We start from the raw sequence: 21,038 nt of genomic DNA on the forward strand, positions 1-21,038 counted from the left end.
TCACGTCCGCAATTGCTGGTTCTCCAGGGGCAGTTCCTCGTGGAACGGGCCGACCTTCCGCAGGCGATAGCCGACAACTCCTGGCTGGCGCTCATACGGGCCCCCGAGGGGCCGACGGTGATCCGCAGGGCCAGGCCGGGCGAGTCCGCAGGCACGTGGGCGGCCCTCTACAGCGGGGCCGACCCGCACGGCCTCGACGTCCCCGGCGTGCTCGTCGCGCTCCTCACCCCGCTGGCCGCCGCGGAGATCCCGGTGTTCGTCGCGTCGACTCACGACGCCGATGTGGTGCTCGTTCCGTACGCGCGACTCGACGACGCCGTCACCGCGCTGCACGGACATTGCGACGTACGAAAGGAAGAGAAGTGAGGAACGGGACGATGTCCAATTCGTCGCACGGCAAAGGGGAATTCGTGGAACAGGACGCGTCCGGCATTCGGCTTTCCGCGGTGGTGATGAGCCATCCGCGGCGCGCGGAACTGGCCCGGGAAATGTGTCTTGCCCATCCTGAACTCGGTCTCACCGTCGTCTCCGATCCCGACCCGGACGGCATTCCCTCGGCGTGGCGCACGGCGCGCCTCGCCTGGCGTTCCGTCGCGCCGGGAGCGACGCACCACCTGGTGCTGCAGGACGACTTGGTGCTGGTCCCTGATTTCGCCGCCCGGGTGAAGGCGGCCGTCGCGGCACGGCCCGACGACCCGCTGTCCCTCTTCGTGGAGTGGGGCTCTCGGACGGCGACCACGGTGCGGATCGCCGCGGCGCACGGTCTCGCGTGGGCCCCGGTCGTCGACGACTACATACCGTGCGCCGCGCTGGTCATGCCGGCGGACGTCGCCCGCGGGTTCGACGCCTTCGCGGCGGCCGAGAGCACGGAGTCAGACCCCGATGACGTCGTGCTCCTGGAGTACCTGGCCCGTTCGGGGCTCACCACCTGGGCGGCCGTGGTCAATCTGGCCCAGCACGACGCGGTGGAGAGCCTGGTGGGCAACACGACCATGGGGCTGCGGCGTTCGGTGAACTTCTCGCCGTCGCCCGCCGCAGGAGCCGTCCCCGGCACCGCGCTCACCGGCGTCCCCGCCGTTCCCTACTACGACTGGTGGAGCCAGCAGGCGACCCTCTTCGTCCCCGACGACAGCACGGTCGACGGGTGGGGCCAGATCCGCTCAGGACCCGCGCTGGACCGGTGGGGCGTCACTCCGCACGAGGTCGAGGAGGAGCTGGTCGACCTGCTCCCCCACGTGCCGTCGGTGGCCCGCCTGTTGGACCTGGTCAGCCGCATCGTCGTCTCCGAGATCTGGAAGACGGCCTATCTCATCGGGCTCGTCTCGGGCGACTTGGCAACATCCGGCGAGACGGATGCTCCGACGGCCCCCACCGCGCCGGACAGCACCGCCGCCCAGGCCCTGTCCACCCTGCCCGCGGGCGCGCTGCGCCGCGTCGTGCCCGTCCACCGCCTGGCCGAAGTGGGCGAGTTGCTGACGCCCGTCGTCCTCGCCGGGGTCGAGGCCGGCACGCGCAGGGCCCGGGCGGGCGGCGCGGCACCCGCCGCGGTGTGACCGAAGGGGCCGCCGCGCGCCCCCGTCCGCCCGTCCCTCCCCGCTACGTACTCCAGTGCCTCAAGGGATTCCCACCATGCCTGTACTCCCCCAGTCCCCGCCGCTCTCCGCCGAGCACCACGTGGTCTCGGACCTGGACGACGTCCGCCACCGCGCGTACGACTTCGTCGTCGTCGGCGGCGGCGGGACGGCGGCCGTGTTCCTCACCGGGCTGCTGCGCCGCAGGCCCGACGCGCGCGTCCTGGTCCTGGAGCAGGGGCCGTTCCTGCTTCCCTCGCACGCGCAGAACCTCGGACTCGCCTTCCAGCCCCTGATGGCCTCGGCGTCCGCCTCGCCGTGGCGGGCCGACGGCGATCTCCAGGTCATCCCCCAAGTCCCGTATCTGGGCGGCAGGACGCTGGTCTGGAGCGGCTCGTGCCCGCAGCCGACGCGGGACCAACTGGCCGACTGGCCGGAGGCGGTGGTGAACGGCCTCGACCGGCACTGGGCGGAGGCCGGGGAGTTGCTCGGCGTGCGACCGGCGAGCCGGCTCGGCCCCGAGTACGCGACGCTCCAGGGGCACATGGCCGCCTCGGTCCTGAAGGCCGCCCGCTCCTGCGGCGAGCTGTCCTACCCGGAGTCCGAGCGGGACCTCGATGCCCCGCTGGCGCAGGGGCCCGCGGCCAGCGGAGCCGTCGACAAGTTCAGCGCCGTCACGCTGCTGCTGCGCGCGAAGGCCGCCCGCCCCGACACGCTCGACATAGTGACGCGGTGCCACGTCGAGAGCCTCACCTACGAGGACGGCCGGGTCGTGGCGGTCCGCACCGCCGACACCACGCTCGCCGTCGGGGACGCCCACGTCGTCCTGGCCCTGGGCGCGTTGGAGGCGACGCGCCTGGTGCTCGCGTCGCTCCCGGCCGAACTGTGCCGCGGCGCGGGAGCCAACTTCGGTGCCAACACGGCCAGTTTCCTCACCTGCCGCCTCCCCCGCGACGTCTTCCCCGGCCTGAGCGACACGCGAGCCGAACTGGCCGCCCTGTACGTCGACGGCGCCACCGCCGAGCGTGAGTTCCACCTCCACGTCACGGCGTGCGCGACCACCGACAGGGAGCGGGACCTGGACCGCGTCTACCGGCTGATGCCGGACATGTTCGGGGACGGCACCCCGCAGCGCGTCAGCGACGAGGAGCACGTGGTGCTCCTCGTGCACGGCCTGGCCCAACTGGCGGGCGACACCGACCCCGAGGCCGAGGACGCGGGACGCGTCCGCATCGACGAGGACGGCGTCACCGTCGGGACCTACCGCCTCGCGCCCGCCGACCGCGCCGTGTGGGACGCCATGGACGACGCCACCGACCTGGTCCTCGGCCACCTGGCGGGCGACACGCCCCTGGAGTACTGGTCCCCCGAGGAACAGGCCTGGTCGAGTACCCCGCCGGACCGCCGGATGCCCTTCGCCTACCACGAGGCGGGCATGCTCAGGATGGGCGCCACCGCCGACGACTCGGTCACCGACCACCACGGCAGGCTGCACGCCGTCGCGAACGTCCACGTCCTGGGCGGGGCTGCCTTCCCCACCCGCGGTTCGTGGAACCCGTTCCTGACCATGGCCGCCCTGTCGCTGCGCCTCGCCGAGCACCTCGCGGGCCCGGCGTGACGACGGCCGAAGCGCAGGGCCGCACGGCCCCTCCCGGTCGACGCCACGTCCTGATCACCAAGGTCTGGGTCCTCTCGGGCCTGGTCTCCGTCGCCGACTTCGTCTTCGGCGCCGTGTTCGTGACCGTCATGGGCGACAGCGGTCTGTCCGCCGCGGTCATCGGCGGCCTCCTCGCGAGTACGTCGATCACCTCGCTGGTCCTCGAGGCGCCCAGCGGAGCCTGGGGCGACCGCTACGGCCACAAGCGCCTGGTGGTCGTCGGGCTCACGGTGTGGGGCGCCGGTTTCCTGCTCTTCGCCCGGGCCACCGGAGCGCTCTCCTTCGGCGCGGCGATCGTGCTGTGGGCCTCGGGGCTCGCGCTGCACTCCGGCGCCGCCCAGGCACTGCTGGTCAACACCCTCAACGCCGAGGGCGAGGAGGACCGGGGCACCGGTGCCGTCCGCGGCGCCGAGACGATCCGCTGGGCGGCGGCCGCGGTGGGCGCCTGCCTGGTGGCGGCCGGCGCGTGGACGGTGGACACGAGGACCGCCGTCACCTTCGCCGGGCTCGTGCTGCTCGCCGCCGCGCCGTGGGTGGCGCTCAGCTGGCCGGAGTCCCCGAAGGGCAACGGCCTCACCGTGTGGCGCTCCCTCGCCTCGGGCATCCGCCTCGTCCTGAGCGAGAAGTGCCGCCCGCTGCTGCTCTTCAGCGTCCTGGCCAGCGTCGACCTCGGCATCATCATCCTCACCTGGCAGCCCGCCGCGAAGACGGTGGTGGGCCTGTCGACGCAGTGGCTCGGCCTGGTCCTCCTGGTCCTTTCCGTGGCGGCGGCCGCAGGTGCCGCGGCGACCCGGTGGGCCTCGCGCGTGGAGCCCGGCCTGCTGCTCGGCCTCCTCCTGCTGGGCCTGAACCTCTCGCTGCTGTGCGCCACTTGGGGCGGGTTCGGCGCCGGTGTCGCCTACCTCGGGGCGGAGTTCTTCGTCGGCGCGGCCCTGACCACGCTGGCCGTCTGGGGCCAGCAGGTCTTCCCCGACGACCTGCGCGCCACCGCGACCTCGGTGCTCGGCACCGCCACCGGCATCACCATCGCGCTGACGCACGGCGTCATGGGCTCACTCTGGGGCCGTCTCGGCCTGGTCGAGGCCGTGACGCTCGTCGCCGCCCTGCTCGGGCTCTGCGCCCTGGCGGCCGGACTCACCCGGCTGCTCTCGCGCTCCTAGCCGAGCCCGGTCACCAGCGGCCCCTTCACCATCAGTCGAACGGATTGCACCCCGTGCACACACTCTTCGTCATCGTCTCGTCCAGCGTCCTGGCCGCCATGGCCGCGCGCAACGGCGCCTTCTGGCTGCGCATGTGGAGACAGCCGACCGTCCTGGAGCGGGAGCGCGCCGAGGTGCGCGCCACCGCGGCAGCATCGGATCCGGCCACGCGCCGGGCCCGTGACGCGATGCGACTGCACTACGTCATCCCCGCCTTCCAGGAAGTGGAGTCCCTGGAGAAGACGTTCCTGGCCCTGCGCCGGTCCATCGAGGCCTCCACGTACCGCGCGACGATCACCGTCGTCACCTCGGTCCACGAGCCCCACGGCCCCGGCATCGTGTCCACCCACACCGTGGCTCAGGCACTCTGCGACCAGTTCGCCGACGCGACCTGCCTCATGGACCGCAGCGACGTGCCGAGCATGGCGGCCGCGTTCAACACGGGCATGCGGGACGTCGCCCGGCGCGGCTCGGGCGACGCCGGACACACCTACGTCGTCGTCTACAACGGCGACTCCACCGCGGCCCCCGACTCGGTGCAGGCGCTCGGCGACACCTTGGTCGCGCGGTCCTGCCCGGCCGCCGCCCAGATCAACTTCCTCTCCCTGCGCAACGTGGACGAGATCACGGGGCCGGGCCGCTGGTACACCGTCGGCGCCGCCTACTACCAGACCCGCTGGGCGTTCGGCTTCGAGTACGACCTGCACCGCCGCAACAGCGCCGCGCACCGCGGGGGCCCGCTCGGGCACTCGTACCACTTGAAGGGCCATGGACTCGCCCTGCGCCTGGACACGGCGCTCGACGTCGGCGGGTTCAGCACGCAGACGCCCTGCGAGGACCTCGAACTCGGCTTCCGTCTCGCGCTGCGCCGCGTCCCCGTCCACGTCGTGCCCGTCCTGGAGGACACCGAACACCCCACGTCCGCCGCCGCGGTGACCGCGCAGAAGCGCTACTGGTACTCCGGCATGGTCGACGTGCTGCAGTTCCACTGGCTGCTGCCCGAGTACCGCGCGGCCCAGCCGCTCCGCTTCGAGCTGAGCCGGCTTGCGTCGATCTACCGGAGCGCGGGCTGCTTCCTGCTCGGCCCCGTCCCGTACTGGTTCCTGATGGCCGCCGCGGTCGTGCTCGGCCAACCCGCCCTGGCCGTACTGCCGTTCCTCAACGCCGCGCTATCCGCGTACCTCGTCCGCCGGGCGGCGGGGAAGCTCGGCCGCCCGCTGCCGCCGCTGGGCCCCGCCGAGTACGTGCTGCTCCCGGCCGGCATCCTGCTGTGGTCGCTCACGCGCAACATCGGTCCCGTGCAGTACCTCTGGAGCATGATCCGCTCCTCGGACCGGCAGGGCCGCCTGCGCGCGACCCACCTGAGGCACCTCGACGACGACACCGATCAGCCGCGCACGGCACGCGCGTAGGCCTCGATCGCCGGGCGCGGCTCGCGGCCCAGGAGGGTGCGCAGGGCGTTGTCCCCGATGGCCGTGCCGTCCAGGAAGCCGCCGGTGATCGCCGAGTAGGTGCTCAGGAGCATCGGCACCTGGAAGGGCAGCGCCCGGCCCGCCCCGGTGATCGCGGCGCGCGTCGCGGCAAGCGAGTCCGGTTCGTAGGAGCCGCCGAGCGCGGCCGCCAGCTCGGCTCCGCCCAGGGCCTCTTCGCCGACCAGCTCGTAGGTGCGGCCGACGTGCGCGTCCGGCGCGGTCGCCACGCGTACGGCGACCTCCGCGAGGTCCTCGCGGGCCACCGCGGCCAGGCGTCCCCCGCCCAGCGGCGCGGCGATCGTCCCGTCGGGCCCCGGTGCGGCGATCGCGGCGAGGAACTCCGCGTACAGGCCGTTGCGCAGCACCGTCCAGCGCAGAGAGGAGTCGCGCAGTCTGCGCTCGGTCCAGCGGTGGGCCAGCGCGTAGGTGAGGTGGTCGCCGTCGCCGCTGAGGCTGGTGTAGACGAGGTGGCGCACGCCCGCCTTCTCGGCGGCGGATATCGCGGCGTCGTGGCGGGCGATGACGACGTCGTCCTCGGCGGCCCCCGCGGAGATCATCAGCAGGGTGCCGACGCCGGTGAAGTCCAGGGACGCCGGGTCGTCGAAGTCGATGCGGCGTCCGCCCGGGGCCGGGTTGCGGGTGCCGAGGACGACGTCGTCGCGGTCGGCGAGGCGGGCGGTGACGAGCTGTCCGAGGGCGCCCGTGGCGCCGGTGATCATGAGCATGGGAAGGTTCCCCCGTCGTCAGTGGTTTCTCCCGTGGGTCGCCCACGTGGGTCGGTCCGCTGCCGTCGCTCCGACGGCAGCGGCCCGGGAACCATCATGATCGGCGGCGCTCGGCCGCATAAGGAGGCACTTGAATGTCAGCAGGGCACACCGGTGTGACCACCGTCCCGGCCGGTGAACCGGTGATCAGCTGCGAGACGCCGCAGGACGAGTGCGGGGTCAGGGACGTCCTGGACCGCCTCGGCGACAAGTGGTCGGTGTACGTGGTGGTCGAACTCGCCGCGGGCGTGCTCAGGTTCAAGGAGCTGCAGCGCCGGATCCACGGCGACATCTCGCAGCGGATGCTGACCCTGACCGTGCGCCGCCTGGAGCGTGACGGCCTGGTCAAGCGGACGGTGTACCCGACGATTCCGCCCCAGGTCGAGTACGAGCTGACCGAGCTGGGCCACAGCCTCACACACCTGGTCAAGGCGCTGGCCGACTGGTCGATCCACCACCGCCCGGCCATCGCGGCGGCCCGCGCCTCCTACGACGAGGCGCAGGGGGCGTAGAGCGGGCAGGAGGCGCAAAGACCGAGCGGGCCGGTCGGAACGCCCCTCCAAAGGGGTGTCCCGTCCGGCCCGCTCCTCGGGAACGGCGGTGCGTCACCTGCCCACAGGTGCCAGCTCCCGCTCGGTCTCGGCGCCGGGCGACACGGTGTCGCCGAGGCTCCTGTGCAGCTTCTCGCCCTCCACGTCCACGTTCGGCAGGAGCCTGTCCAGCCAGCGCGGCAGCCACCAGGCGGACTTGCCGAGCAGGGCGAGGACCGCGGGCACGATCGCCATGCGGACCACGAAGGCGTCGAAGAGGACGGCGACGGCCAGACCGAAGCCCATCATCTTGATCATGTCGTCGTTCTCCATGATGAAGCCGGAGAAGACGCTGATCATGATGATCGCGGCCGCGGCCACGACCCGTCCGCCGTGGGTGAAGCCGGTCACGACCGACTCGCCGGGGCGCGCCCCGTGGACGTACGCCTCACGCATCCGCGTCACGAGGAAGACCTCGTAATCCATGGCGAGACCGAAGACCACGCCGATCATGAAGATCGGCATCATGCTCATGATCGGGCCCGGCTGGTCGACGCCCACGATGTCCGCGAGCCAGCCCCACTGGAAGACCGCGACCACGGCGCCGAGCGCGGCGGCCACCGAGAGCAGGAAGCCGAGCGCCGCCTTGAGCGGCACCAGGATCGAGCGGAAGACCAGCATCAGGAGCAGGAAGGCCAGGCCGACGACGAGCCCGAGGTAGGGGAGCAGCGCGTCGTCCAGGGTCTGCGAGAAGTCGATCGTCATCGCGGTCTGGCCGGTGACCAGGACCTCGGAGCCGGTGTCGGCCCCGACGCCGTCGGCGGTGGAGCGGATCGACTTGACCAGTTCCTCGGTCTTGTGGTCGCTCGGCCCGGTCTTCGGGACGACGTTCATGATCGCGGTGTTGCCGGCCTCGTTGGGCGTGGCGGGCGTGACGGCGGCGACGCCGTCGACCTTGGCGATCTCCTCACCGACGGTCTTGGCGGCGCCCGCCACGTCGGAGTCCTTGCTGATGGTGATCATCAGCGGGCCGTTGAAGCCCGCGCCGAAGGACTCGGACAGCATGTCGTAGGCCTTGCGCTGGGTGCTGTCCGGGGCCGCCGTGCCCTCGTCGGGCAGGCCGAGCTCCAGGCTGGTGGCCGGGACGGCGACGGCACCGAGGCCGACGACGGCGACGAGCAGGACCGCGAGCGGACGGCGAAGCACGAAGCGCGCCCAGCGGGTGCCGAGCTTGGGCTTGGCGTGCGGATCCAGGAGCGCGCCCGCGGGCTTCTTGCGGTCCTTGCGGCGCAGCACCTTGCGGCCCGCGAAGCCGAGCAGCGCGGGGATCATGGTGAGCGCGATGAGGACGGCGATCACGACGGTGCCGGCCGCGGCCAGGCCCATCTTGGTGAGGATCGGGATGTTGACGACGGCGAGGCCGGAGAGGGCGACGACGACGGTGAGTCCGGCGAACACCACGGCGGAGCCCGCGGTTCCGGTGGCCCGGCCCGCCGCTTCCTCGGGTTCGCGGCCCTCGGCGATCTCCGCTCGGTAGCGGGAGACGATGAACAGGGCGTAATCGATGCCGACCGCGAGGCCGATCATCATCGCGAGCGTGGAGGTCGTGGCGGAGAGGTCGAGGACGCTGCCGAGCGCCGCGATGCCGGAGATGCCGATGCCCACGCCGATGATCGCGGTCAGGAGCGGCATGCCCGCGGCGACCAGCGAGCCGAAGGTGAGGATCAGGACCACCGCGGAGATCGCGATGCCGATGAGTTCGGCGCTGCCGCCCATCTCCTGCTCGGCCATGATGGCGTCGCCGCCGGTCTCGACGGTCAGGCCCGCCTTGCGGGTCTGGTCGGTGGCCTTGGTCAGCGCGTCACGCGACTTGTCCGTCAGCTCCATGGCGGCCACCTTGTAGGTGACCGACGCGTAGGCGGTGGTGCCGTCCTTGCTGACGGTCTTCGCCTTGTACGGGTCGGCGACGCTCGCGACCTGAGACGATCCCTTGCCGATGGCCGCGACCATCTTCTCGACCTCGGCCTTGGGCTTGGCCGAGGTGATCTTCTGGCCCTCGGGGGCCCGGATGACGACACGGGCGCTGGCGCCGTCGGCACTGGCGTCGGGGAAGCGCTTCTCCAGGACGTCGAAGGCCTTCTGCGACTCCGTTCCCGGCATCGAGAAGGTGTCGGCGGGTGGTGCGGGGGCGGCCGAGGCTGCGAAGCCCGCACCGACGAGCAACGCCACCCACAGCAGCGCCACATAGCGGCGTCGCCGGAAGGCGAGGCGGCCTAGTTTGTACAGGAACGTAGCCACGGCGAAAGGGACTCCCGTCGGGTTGGGCAGGCAGGGACGACCCCCTGTCGCGGGATTCGCGCACGTCAGGGGGTCCAGCAGGATGCCCTTCCATCCTCACTGCCGTTCGAAGGACGTAAGTCCGACTGTGAGCCGGACTATCGACCCACGGTCGCTGTACTGCGTCGCGACGCATGTCATCCCCTGGGATGAGGAGCGATCGCCCCGTCTAGGCCACAAGGAGCAGGCACGTGTCAACAGTTCCTTCGCCTTTGGCGCGGAATAGTCGACTCCCTTTCTTCGCGTACCTGCGCCGTCCCTGACCTGGGCGTCATCTCGCGACGTACTCCCGCAGATGGTGCGCCGTGACGGTGTCCGCTTCGGTGACCAGTTGGGCCGGAGTCCCCGTGAACACCACGCGTCCGCCGTCATGGCCGCCACCTGGGCCGAGATCGACGATCCAGTCGGCGTGCGCCATCACGGCCTGGTGGTGCTCGATGACGATCACGGAGTTCCCGTCGTCGACCAACCGGTCGAGAAGAGCCAGGAGCTTGTCCACATCGGCGAGATGGAGGCCGGTGGTCGGCTCGTCCAGGACGTACGTGGAGGACTTCTCCGCCATGTGAATGGCGAGTTTCAGCCGCTGCCGCTCACCTCCGGAGAGGGTGTTGAGCGGCTGCCCGAGCCGCAGATAGCCGAGGCCGACGTCCCGGAGGCGGCCGAGGATGGCGTGTGCCTGCCCGGAGGGGAAGAAGTCGTGCGCCTCGGCCACCGACATGCCGAGGACCTCGCTGATGTCCTTGCCGCGCAGCCGGTAGGTGAGCACCTCGGCGGTGAACCGCCTGCCCTCGCACTCCTCGCACACGGACGCCACCCCGGCCATCATCGCCAGGTCGGTGTAGAGGAGCCCGATGCCGTTGCACTTGGCGCAGGCCCCTTGTGAATTGGCGCTGAACAGCGCCGCCTTGACGCCGTTGGCCTTGGCGAAGGCGGTGCGGATCGGGCCGAGGAGCCCGGTGTACGTCGCGGGGTTGGAGCGGCGCGAGCCGCGGATCGGCGACTGGTCGGCGACGACCACGCCGCCCTGCCCCGAGACGTAGCCGTGGATCAGCGAGCTCTTGCCCGATCCGGCGACTCCGGTGACCACGGTGAGCACCCCGAGCGGGATGTCGACCTCGACGTCCTTGAGGTTGTGCAGGTCGGCTCCCTTGACGGACAGCCGGCCCTTGGGGGTGCGCACGGTCTCGCGCAGTCGGGCACGGTGGCCCAGGTGGCGGCCGGTGAGCGTGCCCGACGCGCGCAGGCCCGCGACGTCACCGCTGTAGCAGATCTCCCCGCCCGCCTCACCGGCACCGGGTCCGAGGTCGACGACGTGGTCGGCGATCTCGACCACCTCCGGCTTGTGCTCGACCACGAGCACGGTGTTGCCCTTGTCCCGCAGCCGCAGGAGCAGGTCGTTCATGCGGCGGATGTCGTGCGGGTGCAGGCCGATGGTCGGTTCGTCGAAGACGTACGTCACGTCGGTGATGCTGGAGCCGAGGTGGCGGACCATCTTCACGCGCTGCGCCTCGCCGCCGGAGAGCGAGCCCGAGGTGCGGTCCAGGCTGAGGTAGCCGAGCCCGATCTCGACCAGGGAGTCCAGGAGTTCGCTCAGGCTCGTGATCAGCGGGGCGACGGCGGGGTCGTCGAGGCCGCGCACGAACGCGGCCAGGTCCCTGATCTCCATCGCCGAGCACTCGGCGATGTTGCGTCCGTCGATCTTCGAGGAGAGCGCGGCCGCGGCGAGCCGGGTGCCGTCGCAGACCGGGCAGCGGGCGAAGACGACCGCGCGGTCCACGAAGGCCTTGATGTGCGGCTGGAGGGATTCGCGGTCCTTGGCGAGCCAGGTCCGCCGCATCTTGGAGACCAGGCCTTCGTACGTGAAGCCGTTGGCGCCGACCTTCACCTTGACCGGGTCCTTGTGGAGGAGGTCGGCCCACTCCCGCTCGGTGAAGTCCTTGAGCTTCTTGTCGGGGTCGTGGAAGCCGGAGTTGACCATGATCTGCCAGCTCCAGGAGTCCACCGCGTAGTACGGAACGGTGATCGCGCCCTCGTTCAGGGAGAGTTCGCGGTCCACCAGCTGGCCGACGTCGACGGTGGAGACCTCGCCGGTGCCCTCGCACTCGGGGCACATCCCGTCGGGGAGGTTGAAGCTGAAGGCGCCCGAGGTGCCGATGCGGGGCTCGCCGAGGCGGCTGAAGATGATCCGCAGCATGGTGTACGCATCGGTGGCGGTGCCCACCGTGGAGCGCGAGTTGGCGCCCATCCGCTCCTGGTCGACGACGATGGCCGCGCTCAGGTTGCGCAGCGCGTCGACGTCGGGCCGGCCGAGGCTCGGCATGAACGACTGGATGAAGGCCGTGTACGTCTCGTTGATCAGGCGCTGGGACTCGGCGGCGATGGTGCCGAACACCAGCGAGGACTTCCCGGACCCCGAGACCCCGGTGAAGACGGTGAGCCGCCGCTTGGGGAGGTCGACGGAGACGTCCCGCAGGTTGTTCTCGCGGGCTCCACGGACCTGGATGACGTTGTGGCTGTCGGCGGGTATGGCCTGCACTGAGCGCTCCTTGAGCAGAGTCGGGCGAGAGGAAAAGCGTACACCGTACCCAGTACGAGGGTGGACCATTTTCGAACGCGCGAACGCCCCCGCGGTCGGTGACCGCGGGGGCGTCGCGAAGGGTTGGCGCGGGTGGGACGGGGTCAGTCCGTGGCCCTCAACGGGCGGAAGAACTCCCGTAGTTCACGCGCGACCTGCTCGGGTTCCTCGTGCGCCATGAAGTGACCGCCGTTGCGCGGGGTGCTCCAGTGGCGCAGATCCGTGAAGACGCGCTCGGCGAGGCTCTTCGGGTAGTGCGCGTACGCGGGTTCGTGGCTGAGGGTGACCGCGCCGGGCACGGTGATGGGCGGCACCGGTGTGTTGTGGCGTACGTAGTCGTAGTACTGCCGGAAGGACGAGCCGATGCTGCCGGTGGCCCAGTACAGGGTCGCGACGGTCAGCAGGGTGTCCTTGTCCCAGCGGGCCTCCAGGTCGCCGTCGCAGTCGCTCCAGTCGCGGTACTTGTCGATGATCCAGGCGAGCAGTCCGGCCGGGGAGTCCCGCAGCGCGGCGGCGATCGTGTCGGGCCGGGTGCACATGATCTCGCTGTAGCCCTGGTCGCCGGCGTCGTACGCCTCCAGGTGGTCGAGGTAGGCCTGCTCCTCGGCGGTCGGCGGCTGCGCCTCGAAGTCGGCGGCGACCACGGCGGACGTGATGTGCACGCCGGCGACCTCACCGGGGTGGAGGGCGCCGAGCCACTGGGTGACGCCTCCTCCGATGTCCCCGCCGAAGGCGCCGAAGCGGCGGTATCCGAGCGTCTGTGTCATCAGCTCGTGCCAGATCCCGGCGACGCCCCTGCGGGTGAAGGGCCCCTGGGGCAGCTCGGAGTGGAGGAAGCCGGGCAGGGAGGGCACGACCACGTCGAAGGCGTCGGCGGGGTCGCCGCCGTGGCCGCCCGGGTCGGCGAGCCGCCGGGCCAGCGGCAGCATCTCCACGTAGCTGCTCGGCCAGCCGTGGGTCAGGACCAGCGGCAGCGGGGCCGGTGCGCCGTGCGGCCGTGCCCCGCGCAGACGCACGAAGTGCACGCGGGCGCCCGCAACCTCGGCGGTGTGGTGCGGGAAGGAGTTGAGCGCGGCCTCGGCGGCGCGCCAGTCGAAGCCGTCCGCCCAGTAGGAGACGAGGCGGCGCAGGTGGTCGGGGTCGGTGCCGGCCGCCCACGAGGTGGGGTCGGAGGCCTCGGTGAAGAGGGTGCGCCGAAGACGCGTACGCAGGTCGTCGAGGACGTCGTCACCGACGGAGACCTGGAAGGGCGTGATAGTCACGGGTGGTTCGGATCCTTCGCTCAGGAACGTGTGCTGTCGCGGTGGGTGGGCGCTCCCGGGCGACGACGCCCGCCGGATGGACGGCGTGCGGTGTGCGACGTCAGACGCGGACTGCGGTCAGGAGGGCCCGGAACGGGTGCTGCGTGGTCATCGGGCTCACCTCCTCGCTCTCGCGTCGCGCGACACCGCTGTGGCGTGCGCTCTGCGGTGACTATACACACGTACTGCCGTGCGTCACCCGGGAATTGAGGCGCGTGGCCGCCGGGGCCCGGGACCTGGGACCGAGGTCCGGTGCGGACACCGTCGGGGGTCCGTCGCCACGGCGCCGGTCACGGACCACACTGATCACATGGACACCGCGAAGATCATGGCTGACCGGACCGCCGTCGACACCGACCGGGTCGACGCCTACCTGCGGCGCATCGGCGCCGCGCGCCCCACCGCCCCCACCACACGGGCCCTGCGCGATCTGCACCTGGCGCATCTGCGCGCCGTCCCCTTCGAGAACCTCTCGATCCACCTCGGTGAGGAGATCGTCCTCACCGACGAGGACCTGGTCTCCAAGGTCGTGGACGCGCGCAGAGGCGGCTTCTGCTACGAGCTCAACGGCGCGTTCGCCGCGCTTCTGAGGGCCCTCGGCTTCGCTGTCGAGATCGTGCAGGCACGGGTGTACGACGACCGGGGCCGCCTCGGCATCCCCTTCGACCACATGGCGCTGCGCGTACGCACCGAGGACGGCGGCGACTGGCTCGCGGACGTCGGCTTCGGCGCCCACAGCCATCTGCCGCTCGCCTTCGGGGACCGGGGCGAACAGACCGATCCCGGCGGCACCTTCCGCCTCACGGAGACTTCGGAGGGCGATCTGGAGGTCGTCAAGGACGGCGCGAAGCAGTATCTGGTCGACCGGCGCCCGCGTGCGCTGGCCGACTTCAAGGCCGGCGCCTGGTACCACCGCACCTCCCCCGAGTCCCACTTCACCCGGTCCCTGGTCTGCTCGATCGTCACCGAGCAGGGCCGGGTCACCCTCAGCGGCCGCAAGCTCACCGAGACCGCGGGCGAGGGCTTGGAGAAGAAGACCACCGAGCTGGGTACGGAGGCGGAGGTCCTGGCGGCCTACGACCGGCACTTCGGCATCGCGCTGCGGCACGAGCCGCGGGTCCGCACGGCCGGGTGAGCGGGCGGCGCGATCCGGCTGCCCTGTGGCGATGAGTTCCGGGCGGTGCGACGGTCCACATAGGCGGACGTCCACACGGGCGGCCACGCGGGCGGACGCAGGTGTCCGCATCGGCAGACAGGGAGAGAGCCATGCCCAGGATCACCCCCAACCTCTGGTTCGACACGCAGAGCGAGGAGGCCGCGCGGTTCTACGTCTCGGTCTTCCCGAACTCGCGGATCAAGCACGTCTCGTACTACGGAGAGAACGCCCCGCGCCCGGCCGGCACCGTCCTGACCGTGGACTTCGAGCTCGACGGCCAGCCGTACACGGCGATCAACGGCGGCCCCGAGTTCACCTTCGACGAGGCGGTCTCCTTCCAGATCGACTGCGCCGACCAGGCGGAGGTCGACCACTACTGGACGAAGCTCTCCGAGGGCGGCGAGGAGGGCCCCTGCGGCTGGCTCAAGGACAGGTACGGCCTGTCCTGGCAGGTGGTGCCCACCCTCCTCGGCGAGCTCGTCACCGGCCCGGACGCGGAGCGCGCCCAGCGCGCCCAGCAGGCGATGTTCGGCATGAAGAAGCTGGATGTGGCCGCGCTCCAGGCGGCCGCCGACGGCAAGGGGTAGCCGGGCCCGGGGACGACCGAAGTGGCACACGGCCACGGGCGCCGATTGGCCCACTCGCTCCCCGCAGCGGCTGCATACCGTCGACGCGTCAGTCCAGGGACGGCCGTCCGGCCGCCGACTCGGGGAGCGTCGTGTCGATCCGTGTCCTTCCGCCGCCGGGCGCACCGCGCGTCCTCGCCGCCGCGCAGCTGAGCAACTCCGTCGGGGACGGCGCGTACTACGTGTCGTCGGCGCTCTACTTCACCCGTGTCGTCGGGCTCTCCCCCACCCAGGTCGGGCTCGGCCTCACGGTGGCCTGGGCGATCGGGTCCGTGGCGGGCGTGCCGCTGGGCGCGCTCGCCGACCGCCACGGGCCGCGCGGCACGTCGGTGCTGCTCGCCCTGGCCACCGGGGCCGCCGTCGGGTCGTTCCTCCTCATCGGTTCCTTCCCGCTGTTCCTCGTGGCGGCGATCCTCTACGCCGTCGCGCAGTGCGGCCTCGCGGCCTCCCGGCAGGCGCTGCTCGCCGGGCTCGTGGCGCCGGCCGAGCGCACGGCGGTGCTCGCGCACCTGCAGTCGACGCTCAACGCGGGGCTCGCGGTCGGCGCGGCCCTCGGCGGCCTGGCGCTGCGGTACGACACGGCCGGGGCCTACCGGGCGGTGTTCGCCCTGGACGCGCTGAGCTTCCTGCTCTGCGCCGCCGTGCTGCTGCGGCTGCCCGTGGTGGCGCGTGCCACGGCGGCACGCGGTGCGGGCGGGCCGCGCCTCGCGGTGCTCCGTGACCGGCCCTACGCGGTGGTCACGCTCCTCAACGCGGTCCTGCTGCTGCGGATGCCGCTGCTCAGCCTCGCGATCCCGCTGTGGACGGTGGAGCGCACCGACGCCCCGGGGTGGCTGGTCTCGGCGCTGTTCGTCCTCAACACCCTTGCCGTGATGGCTTTTCAGGTGCGGATGGCCCGGGGCGTCACCGGCCTGGCATCGGCCTCACGGGCCGTACGCCGCTCCGGTGCCGTCATGTTCGCCTCGTGCGTGGTCTTCGCGGTGTCGGCGGCGGGCTTCTCGCCGTGGGCGGCGGCCGCGGTGCTTCTCGTCGGGGCGGTGCTTCAGGTGATCGCCGAGATGCAGCAGTCCGCGGGGTCCTGGCAGATCGGCTTCGCGCTGGCGCCCGCGCGCCAAGTCGGCCAGTACCAGGGGTTCTTCGGCACCGGCGTCCCGGTCGCGCGCGCCCTTGGACCGCTCCTTCTGACCTGGCTCCTGGTGGTGTGGGGCGTACCGGGGTGGCTGCTGCTGGGAGCGCTGTTCCTCGGGACGTCCCTGGCGATGGAGCCCGCCGTGCGGTGGGCGGAGCGGGCGGGGCGCGCGGATCTCCTCGGCGGCGCCCCCGCCCCGACGACCGCGGTGCGGTCCCTCCGCTAGCCCGTGAGGTTGAGGGTGAAGTGCTCGTGGTCGCCCACGTACAGCTCACGGAAGCCGCGCGGGCTGCCGCCCGAGACGCCGGGCCGCCAGCAGCGGTTGAAGGCCTGGTCCGGCACCTGCGTGTCGGCGGTCGCGCCGGGCGGAGCGGCAGCGGACTCGGGAGGGACCGGCGGCCCGGCGTCGTGGTCGTTCCCCATCGGGCACCCCCTGCAAGGCAGTTGACGGCGGTCCGTCGACTACGAGGATGACTCACCGGCGCCTTGCCGCACAGCTCTCCGGGTGACCGACATTCCTACGCCCGCTCCGCCTTCCTGGCCACCACCAGGCGCCAGCGCGGGCTCCCGTCGGGGCGCCGCCCGAACTCCTCCAGGGGCAGCAGCCGCACGTCGAAGCCGGCGTCGGCGAGGTCCTCGCGCACGCCGCCCAGCGCAAAGGTGCGGTAGTACATGACGAACCGCGGCCGCCACAGCAGGTTCCGCGCGCGCATCGCCGAGTCGAAGCCGAGCATCGCCCAGTACCACGGGGAGCTCAGCGGCTGCGGCGCGCCGATCGGGAACGCGAAGAGTCCGCCGGGGCGCAGCGCCCGGTGGACGCCCGCGAACAGGGCGGGCCGCTCGGCGGGCAGGAAGTGGCCGAACGCCCCGAAACTGACGGCCAGGTCGAATCCTTCGGCGAACGGCAGGGCGCGGGCGTCGGCCCGCACCCACTCGACCGCGGGACCGTCCTGGGCCCCCGGCACCCCGGCCGCGGCCGCGGCCAGCATCCCGGCGCTGAAGTCCACGCCGGTGACCCGCTCGCGGCACAGCGGCAGCAGCGTCTCGACGCCCGCGCCGGTCCCGCAGCACACGTCGAGGCCCGCGCCGAAGGGGCCGAGCGGACGCAGGGCTTCGGCCGTTGCCTCCAGGAATCGGTCCGGCGTACGGAACGGCGTGTGGTCGAACTTGGGGGCGAGCAGGTCGTAGCCGTGCTCGGTGGAGGAGAGCGCCTCAACGGCCAGCTCGCGCAGCGTGGGACCCTGGGAGGTGAACATCGGCTCCAGGGTAGCCAGCGGGACGGTCGCGGGGACGCCGCGGCCGGGTGGTGCCGTGGCCGGTTACCGCCACGAGGTCTACCGGGGGTGGCAGGGGTCGGGTAGAGGTGCACGTCTGCCCCAGACCCGTTCTTCGACCCCGGAGGTGCTCCATGGCCACAGACCGGCACAGGACAAGGACCGCATCGGGCAAGACCCGGTTCGACGACATCTACGACCAGCCGGACCCGCGCGCCTACTTCCGCACCCTGGCGCCCTACGCGTACGAGATCCCGCACCACGCCCAGGCCGTCTTCCGCCGCACGCGCGAACTGCGCGCCCGGATCCCCGGCGGCGAGGGCCCCGTCACGGTCCTCGACGTGTGCTGCTCGTACGGCATCAACGCGGCGCTGCTCAACCACGACCTCACGCTGGAGGACCTGTACGCGCACTACACCTCCGAGGAGGCCGCCGCGCTCACGCCCGCCCAGCTCCTGGAGCGCGACAAGGAGTTCTACACCTCGCGGCGGCGCGCCGACGCCGCCGAGGTCATCGGCCTGGACATGGCGGAGAACGCCACCCGGTACGCCCTGGACGCGGGCCTGCTGGACGAGGCGTACGCGGAGAACCTGGAACGGCACCCGCCCAGCCCCCGGCTGCGCCGCGCGGTCGCCCGCACCGGTCTGATCACGGTCACCGGGGGTATCGGCTACATCTCGCACCGCACCTTCGACGCCCTGCTCGACTGCACGCGGGGCCCGGTGTGGGTCAGCGCCTTCGTGCTGCGCACCGTGCCCTACCGGCGCATCGTCGCCACCCTGGCGGCACACGGCCTCGCCACCGTCACGGATCCCTCGCGGACCTATCCGCAGCGCCTGTTCACCAGCCCCGAGGAGCGGCGTGACGCCGTCCGGCAGGTGATCCTGGCCGGTGAGGACCCCACCGGCCACGAGTCCGAGGGCCGCTACTACACGCGGCTGTACGAGTCACGGCCGCGTACGGACTGACCGCCGCCCCCCCCCTGGTCCGGAGAGCGGCCTCCAGGGGCTCGACCGATGGACATCTCCGGGCATATCGTGAAATAAGTGGCCGACTCGGATGTCAGGGGGCCGCCATGGTCCAGGAGCTGCTGGCAGCAGGCGCCGCGGTCGCCTCGGGCTGTCTCGTGTACGCGATGGCGGCGGCCCGCGTGATCAAGCAGTACGAGCGCGGCGTGGTCTTCCGCCTGGGCCGGCTCTCGGGCGCGGTGCGCGGGCCCGGTCTCACCATGGTGGTCCCCGGCGTCGACCGGATGCGCAAGGTGAACATGCAGATCGTGACGATGCCGGTGCCCGCGCAGGACGGCATCACGCGCGACAACGTCACGGTGCGGGTCGACGCCGTCATCTACTTCAAGGTCGTCGACGCCGCCGAGGCCGTGGTGCAGGTCGAGGACTACCGCTTCGCGGTGTCGCAGATGGCGCAGACCTCGCTGCGCTCCATCATCGGCAAGAGCGACCTGGACGACCTGCTGTCCAACCGCGAAAAGCTCAACCAGGGACTGGAGTTGATGATCGACAGCCCCGCCATCGGCTGGGGCGTGCAGATCGACCGCGTCGAGATCAAGGACGTGTCGCTGCCCGAGACCATGAAACGGTCCATGGCACGGCAGGCCGAGGCCGACCGCGAGCGCCGCGCCCGCGTCATCAACGCCGACGCCGAACTCCAGGCCTCCAAGAAGCTGGCCGAGGCCGCGCACGGGATGGCCGAGGAGCCCGCCGCCCTCCAACTGCGCCTGCTGCAGACCGTGGTGGCCGTCGCCGCCGAGAAGAACTCCACCCTCGTCCTGCCCTTCCCCGTGGAGCTACTCCGCTTCCTGGAGCGGGCCACCGAGCGGCAGACCTCCGAGCGTCAGGCCTCCGAGCGTCAGGGTGTAGCGGGTCCCCGGGCGGCCGTCGAGCACGATGTCCCCGGCGGGCACGAAGCCGGTGCGAGTGAGCACCCGGTGTGAGCCCGGGTTGTCGAGCGTCGTCCGGGCGTGCAGCCCCGTCAGGCCGTACGCGGTGACAGCCAGGTCGCACACCTGCCGGACGGCCCGGGTGGCCAGGCCGCGGCCCGAGGCCTTCTCGGCGACGCGGTAGCCGAGCTCGGCGACGCCGTCCGCCACGTCGATCAGGTTGACCCGCCCCTGGACCTCTCCCCCGTCGCCGACCAGCACGTGGAAGAAGCAGACCCCCTCGGCCTGCTCGGCGAGGAGCGCTTCGTGCCGCGCGGCGAAGTCGCGGAAGTACCCGTCGCCCCGGTCGGGCACCGACGCGGCGAAATGGACGCGGTTCGTCTGCTCGAAGGCGAGCAGCGCGGGGGCGTGATCGGCGCGCAGGAGCTGGAGTTCGGGGGCGGCGGCGGGTGCGGACATGGCAGAACCCTACGCAACGGCCGCCCTGCCGCACTCCACGCGACGGTCGCCCTACCGCCGCTCGCGCCCCTGCCCCGCTCCCTCGACCCGCACGGTGAAGCCGTCGAGCAGGGAGCCGAGGCCGAGCTCGAAGAGTTCGTCCAGGCGCAGGTCGTAGCCGCCCGCGAGGGCGTCGCTCACCTTCTTGAACGTCGGGTACCTGCCGGCGGCGGCGATCTCCCGGAAGGCCGCGTCCTGCCGGTCCATCCACTCGTCCTCGGTCAGGCCGGTCACCGCCTCGGCGTGCGCCTCCTGCTCCAGGCTGACGGCGAGGCCCTGCACATGGCTGTAGAGCAGCACGTGCATGTCCATCATGGCCTCCGGTGCCAGGCCGTGGCCGTCGAGCGCCGCGAGGGACCACTCGGCGTGCACCATCAGGTGCGGCAGCATCAGCGGGCGGGTGAGCGGGCTGATCTGGGCCAGCCAGGGGTGTCTGCGGTGCAGGGCCCACAGGGTGCGGGCGCCCAGTTCGAGGCGGGCCCGCCAGCCGTCGGGGGGCGTGGCCGGGTACGTCTCCTCGCCGAATGCCGCGTCGGCCATGAGGAGCACCAGGTCGTCCTTGCTCTTGACGTACCGGTACGGAGACATGGCGGCGACGCCCAGGCGGGCGGCGACCCCGCGCATGGACAGGGCGGCCAGGCCTTCGGCGTCGGCGATGTCGGTGGCGGCGCGCACGACGCGCTCCCGGGTCAGTTCGTGTTCGGGTCCGGCCGTCGGCTGTCGCTCGGGGGCCGCCGGGGCGCCGTCGCCGGGGGCCACGACGGTGCCGACGCGGGGGCGGGCCACGACAACCCCCTCCAGGCGCAGGGCGGTCAGGGCCTTGGTGGCGGTCGCGAGGGCGACGCCCCACTCCTTGGCGATCTGCCGCGTGGACGGCACGCGGTCGCCCGGGGCGAGCTCGCCCTCGGCGACGCGGCGGCGGATCTCGGCGACGATCCGCCGGTAGGGCGGCTCGGTGGCGCTGTCCATGCTGCTCTCCGAAATTTTCTTTTCCGCCTCTCGTGCCTGTACTAGTGCAGAGCCTAGCAGCAGCGCCTCTCCCGGAAGCCCAA

18 protein-coding genes and 1 pseudogene are annotated in these 21,038 nt (G+C 72.0%); 11 read left to right on the forward strand and 8 right to left on the reverse strand.

From position 1 onward, the window contains the following. The first annotated feature begins 12 nt into the window (after window positions 1-12). From ACZ4D5_RS13050 to ACZ4D5_RS13070, 5 genes are all read left to right on the forward strand, one after another. Window positions 13-366 carry an ACT domain-containing protein gene (locus ACZ4D5_RS13050; protein ID WP_467772418.1) on the forward strand — a complete coding sequence of 118 codons (354 nt, stop codon included), beginning with the start codon at window positions 13-15 and terminating at the stop codon, window positions 364-366. Window positions 367-377: 11 nt separating this feature from the next. Continuing rightward, the gene (locus ACZ4D5_RS13055) at window positions 378-1,553 is read left to right on the forward strand and encodes a hypothetical protein (RefSeq protein ID WP_467772419.1); all 1,176 of its coding nucleotides are present in this window, start codon (window positions 378-380) and stop codon (window positions 1,551-1,553) included. 76 nt (window positions 1,554-1,629) lie between these two features. Next, on the forward strand, window positions 1,630-3,189 hold the full coding sequence (locus ACZ4D5_RS13060) for a GMC oxidoreductase (protein ID WP_467772420.1): 1,560 nt from the start codon (window positions 1,630-1,632) through the stop codon (window positions 3,187-3,189). Next, complete coding sequence (locus tag ACZ4D5_RS13065) at window positions 3,186-4,388, forward strand: MFS transporter (RefSeq protein ID WP_467772421.1); 1,203 nt, start codon at window positions 3,186-3,188, stop codon at window positions 4,386-4,388. The genes ACZ4D5_RS13060 and ACZ4D5_RS13065 overlap by 4 nt, the downstream gene beginning before the upstream one ends. A 53-nt stretch (window positions 4,389-4,441) precedes the next feature. After that, window positions 4,442-5,839 (forward strand): glycosyltransferase family 2 protein, encoded by a 1,398-nt coding sequence (locus ACZ4D5_RS13070; RefSeq protein ID WP_467772422.1) that lies wholly within the window; start codon window positions 4,442-4,444, stop codon window positions 5,837-5,839. Here ACZ4D5_RS13070 and ACZ4D5_RS13075 read toward each other — a convergent pair. Beyond that, a complete protein-coding gene (locus tag ACZ4D5_RS13075; RefSeq protein WP_467772423.1) occupies window positions 5,815-6,624 on the reverse strand; it encodes an NAD(P)H-binding protein in 810 nt (269 codons plus the stop codon). The two genes, ACZ4D5_RS13070 and ACZ4D5_RS13075, sit on opposite strands and share 25 nt — an antisense overlap. Before the next feature lie 134 nt (window positions 6,625-6,758). Here ACZ4D5_RS13075 and ACZ4D5_RS13080 point away from each other — a divergent pair, with 134 nt between their 5' ends. Further along, window positions 6,759-7,175: a winged helix-turn-helix transcriptional regulator gene (locus tag ACZ4D5_RS13080; RefSeq protein ID WP_467772424.1), complete on the forward strand. Its 417-nt coding sequence runs from the start codon at window positions 6,759-6,761 to the stop codon at window positions 7,173-7,175. Between the two features lie 93 nt (window positions 7,176-7,268). On the opposite strand, the gene ACZ4D5_RS13085 is transcribed toward ACZ4D5_RS13080, so the two are convergent. From ACZ4D5_RS13085 to ACZ4D5_RS13095, 3 genes are all read right to left on the reverse strand, one after another. Further along, window positions 7,269-9,491: an MMPL family transporter gene (locus ACZ4D5_RS13085; RefSeq protein WP_467772425.1), complete on the reverse strand. Its 2,223-nt coding sequence runs from the start codon at window positions 9,489-9,491 to the stop codon at window positions 7,269-7,271. Between the two features lie 310 nt (window positions 9,492-9,801). Continuing rightward, window positions 9,802-12,066 (reverse strand): ATP-binding cassette domain-containing protein, encoded by a 2,265-nt coding sequence (locus ACZ4D5_RS13090; protein ID WP_467772426.1) that lies wholly within the window; start codon window positions 12,064-12,066, stop codon window positions 9,802-9,804. A gap of 143 nt (window positions 12,067-12,209) precedes the next feature. Further along, window positions 12,210-13,367 carry an epoxide hydrolase family protein gene (locus ACZ4D5_RS13095; RefSeq protein ID WP_467772427.1) on the reverse strand — a complete coding sequence of 386 codons (1,158 nt, stop codon included), beginning with the start codon at window positions 13,365-13,367 and terminating at the stop codon, window positions 12,210-12,212. Window positions 13,368-13,716: 349 nt separating this feature from the next. Here ACZ4D5_RS13095 and ACZ4D5_RS13100 point away from each other — a divergent pair, with 349 nt between their 5' ends. The 3 genes from ACZ4D5_RS13100 (at window position 13,717) to ACZ4D5_RS13110 (ending at window position 16,543) form a co-directional block, all read left to right on the forward strand. Beyond that, the gene (locus tag ACZ4D5_RS13100; RefSeq protein WP_467772428.1) at window positions 13,717-14,541 is read left to right on the forward strand and encodes an arylamine N-acetyltransferase family protein; all 825 of its coding nucleotides are present in this window, start codon (window positions 13,717-13,719) and stop codon (window positions 14,539-14,541) included. A gap of 131 nt (window positions 14,542-14,672) precedes the next feature. After that, a complete protein-coding gene (locus ACZ4D5_RS13105; protein ID WP_467772429.1) occupies window positions 14,673-15,149 on the forward strand; it encodes a VOC family protein in 477 nt (158 codons plus the stop codon). 131 nt (window positions 15,150-15,280) lie between these two features. Next, a complete protein-coding gene (locus ACZ4D5_RS13110) occupies window positions 15,281-16,543 on the forward strand; it encodes an MFS transporter (RefSeq protein WP_467772430.1) in 1,263 nt (420 codons plus the stop codon). On the opposite strand, the gene ACZ4D5_RS13115 is transcribed toward ACZ4D5_RS13110, so the two are convergent. Together ACZ4D5_RS13115 and ACZ4D5_RS13120 are read right to left on the reverse strand one after the other, a co-directional pair. After that, window positions 16,540-16,740: a hypothetical protein gene (locus ACZ4D5_RS13115; RefSeq protein ID WP_467772431.1), complete on the reverse strand. Its 201-nt coding sequence runs from the start codon at window positions 16,738-16,740 to the stop codon at window positions 16,540-16,542. The two genes, ACZ4D5_RS13110 and ACZ4D5_RS13115, sit on opposite strands and share 4 nt — an antisense overlap. 95 nt (window positions 16,741-16,835) lie before the next feature. After that, complete coding sequence (locus tag ACZ4D5_RS13120) at window positions 16,836-17,573, reverse strand: class I SAM-dependent methyltransferase (protein WP_467772432.1); 738 nt, start codon at window positions 17,571-17,573, stop codon at window positions 16,836-16,838. Between the two features lie 152 nt (window positions 17,574-17,725). Here ACZ4D5_RS13120 and ACZ4D5_RS13125 point away from each other — a divergent pair, with 152 nt between their 5' ends. Both ACZ4D5_RS13125 and ACZ4D5_RS13130 read left to right on the forward strand, forming a co-directional pair. Further along, window positions 17,726-18,559: a hypothetical protein gene (locus ACZ4D5_RS13125; RefSeq protein WP_467772433.1), complete on the forward strand. Its 834-nt coding sequence runs from the start codon at window positions 17,726-17,728 to the stop codon at window positions 18,557-18,559. A gap of 107 nt (window positions 18,560-18,666) precedes the next feature. Continuing rightward, window positions 18,667-19,542 carry a slipin family protein gene (locus ACZ4D5_RS13130; protein WP_467772434.1) on the forward strand — a complete coding sequence of 292 codons (876 nt, stop codon included), beginning with the start codon at window positions 18,667-18,669 and terminating at the stop codon, window positions 19,540-19,542. Here the strand turns inward: ACZ4D5_RS13130 and ACZ4D5_RS13135 are convergent. Together ACZ4D5_RS13135 and ACZ4D5_RS13140 are read right to left on the reverse strand one after the other, a co-directional pair. Then, window positions 19,453-19,947 (reverse strand): annotated as a pseudogene (locus ACZ4D5_RS13135) (GNAT family N-acetyltransferase); the annotation flags it as partial. The gene ACZ4D5_RS13130 and the pseudogene ACZ4D5_RS13135 overlap by 90 nt on opposite strands. Window positions 19,948-19,998: 51 nt before the next feature. Then, on the reverse strand, window positions 19,999-20,955 hold the full coding sequence (locus ACZ4D5_RS13140; protein WP_467772435.1) for a TetR/AcrR family transcriptional regulator C-terminal domain-containing protein: 957 nt from the start codon (window positions 20,953-20,955) through the stop codon (window positions 19,999-20,001). Window positions 20,956-21,038: the final 83 nt, after the last annotated feature.

Source organism: Streptomyces sp. NPDC025651 (assembly GCF_055558735.1).

What these genes read in the sequence shown, in the direction of transcription:
- ACZ4D5_RS13055 (WP_467772419.1), top strand. Translation starts at nt 378, where the DNA reads ATGTCCAATTCGTCGCACGGCAAAGGGGAATTCGTGGAACAGGACGCG.
- ACZ4D5_RS13060 (WP_467772420.1), top strand. Translation starts at nt 1,630, where the DNA reads ATGCCTGTACTCCCCCAGTCCCCGCCGCTCTCCGCCGAGCACCACGTG.
- ACZ4D5_RS13075 (WP_467772423.1), bottom strand. Translation starts at nt 6,624, where the DNA reads ATGCTCATGATCACCGGCGCCACGGGCGCCCTCGGACAGCTCGTCACC.
- ACZ4D5_RS13080 (WP_467772424.1), top strand. Translation starts at nt 6,759, where the DNA reads ATGTCAGCAGGGCACACCGGTGTGACCACCGTCCCGGCCGGTGAACCG.
- ACZ4D5_RS13100 (WP_467772428.1), top strand. Translation starts at nt 13,717, where the DNA reads ATGGACACCGCGAAGATCATGGCTGACCGGACCGCCGTCGACACCGAC.
- ACZ4D5_RS13105 (WP_467772429.1), top strand. Translation starts at nt 14,673, where the DNA reads ATGCCCAGGATCACCCCCAACCTCTGGTTCGACACGCAGAGCGAGGAG.
- ACZ4D5_RS13115 (WP_467772431.1), bottom strand. Translation starts at nt 16,740, where the DNA reads ATGGGGAACGACCACGACGCCGGGCCGCCGGTCCCTCCCGAGTCCGCT.
- ACZ4D5_RS13120 (WP_467772432.1), bottom strand. Translation starts at nt 17,573, where the DNA reads ATGTTCACCTCCCAGGGTCCCACGCTGCGCGAGCTGGCCGTTGAGGCG.
- ACZ4D5_RS13125 (WP_467772433.1), top strand. Translation starts at nt 17,726, where the DNA reads ATGGCCACAGACCGGCACAGGACAAGGACCGCATCGGGCAAGACCCGG.
- ACZ4D5_RS13130 (WP_467772434.1), top strand. Translation starts at nt 18,667, where the DNA reads ATGGTCCAGGAGCTGCTGGCAGCAGGCGCCGCGGTCGCCTCGGGCTGT.
- ACZ4D5_RS13140 (WP_467772435.1), bottom strand. Translation starts at nt 20,955, where the DNA reads ATGGACAGCGCCACCGAGCCGCCCTACCGGCGGATCGTCGCCGAGATC.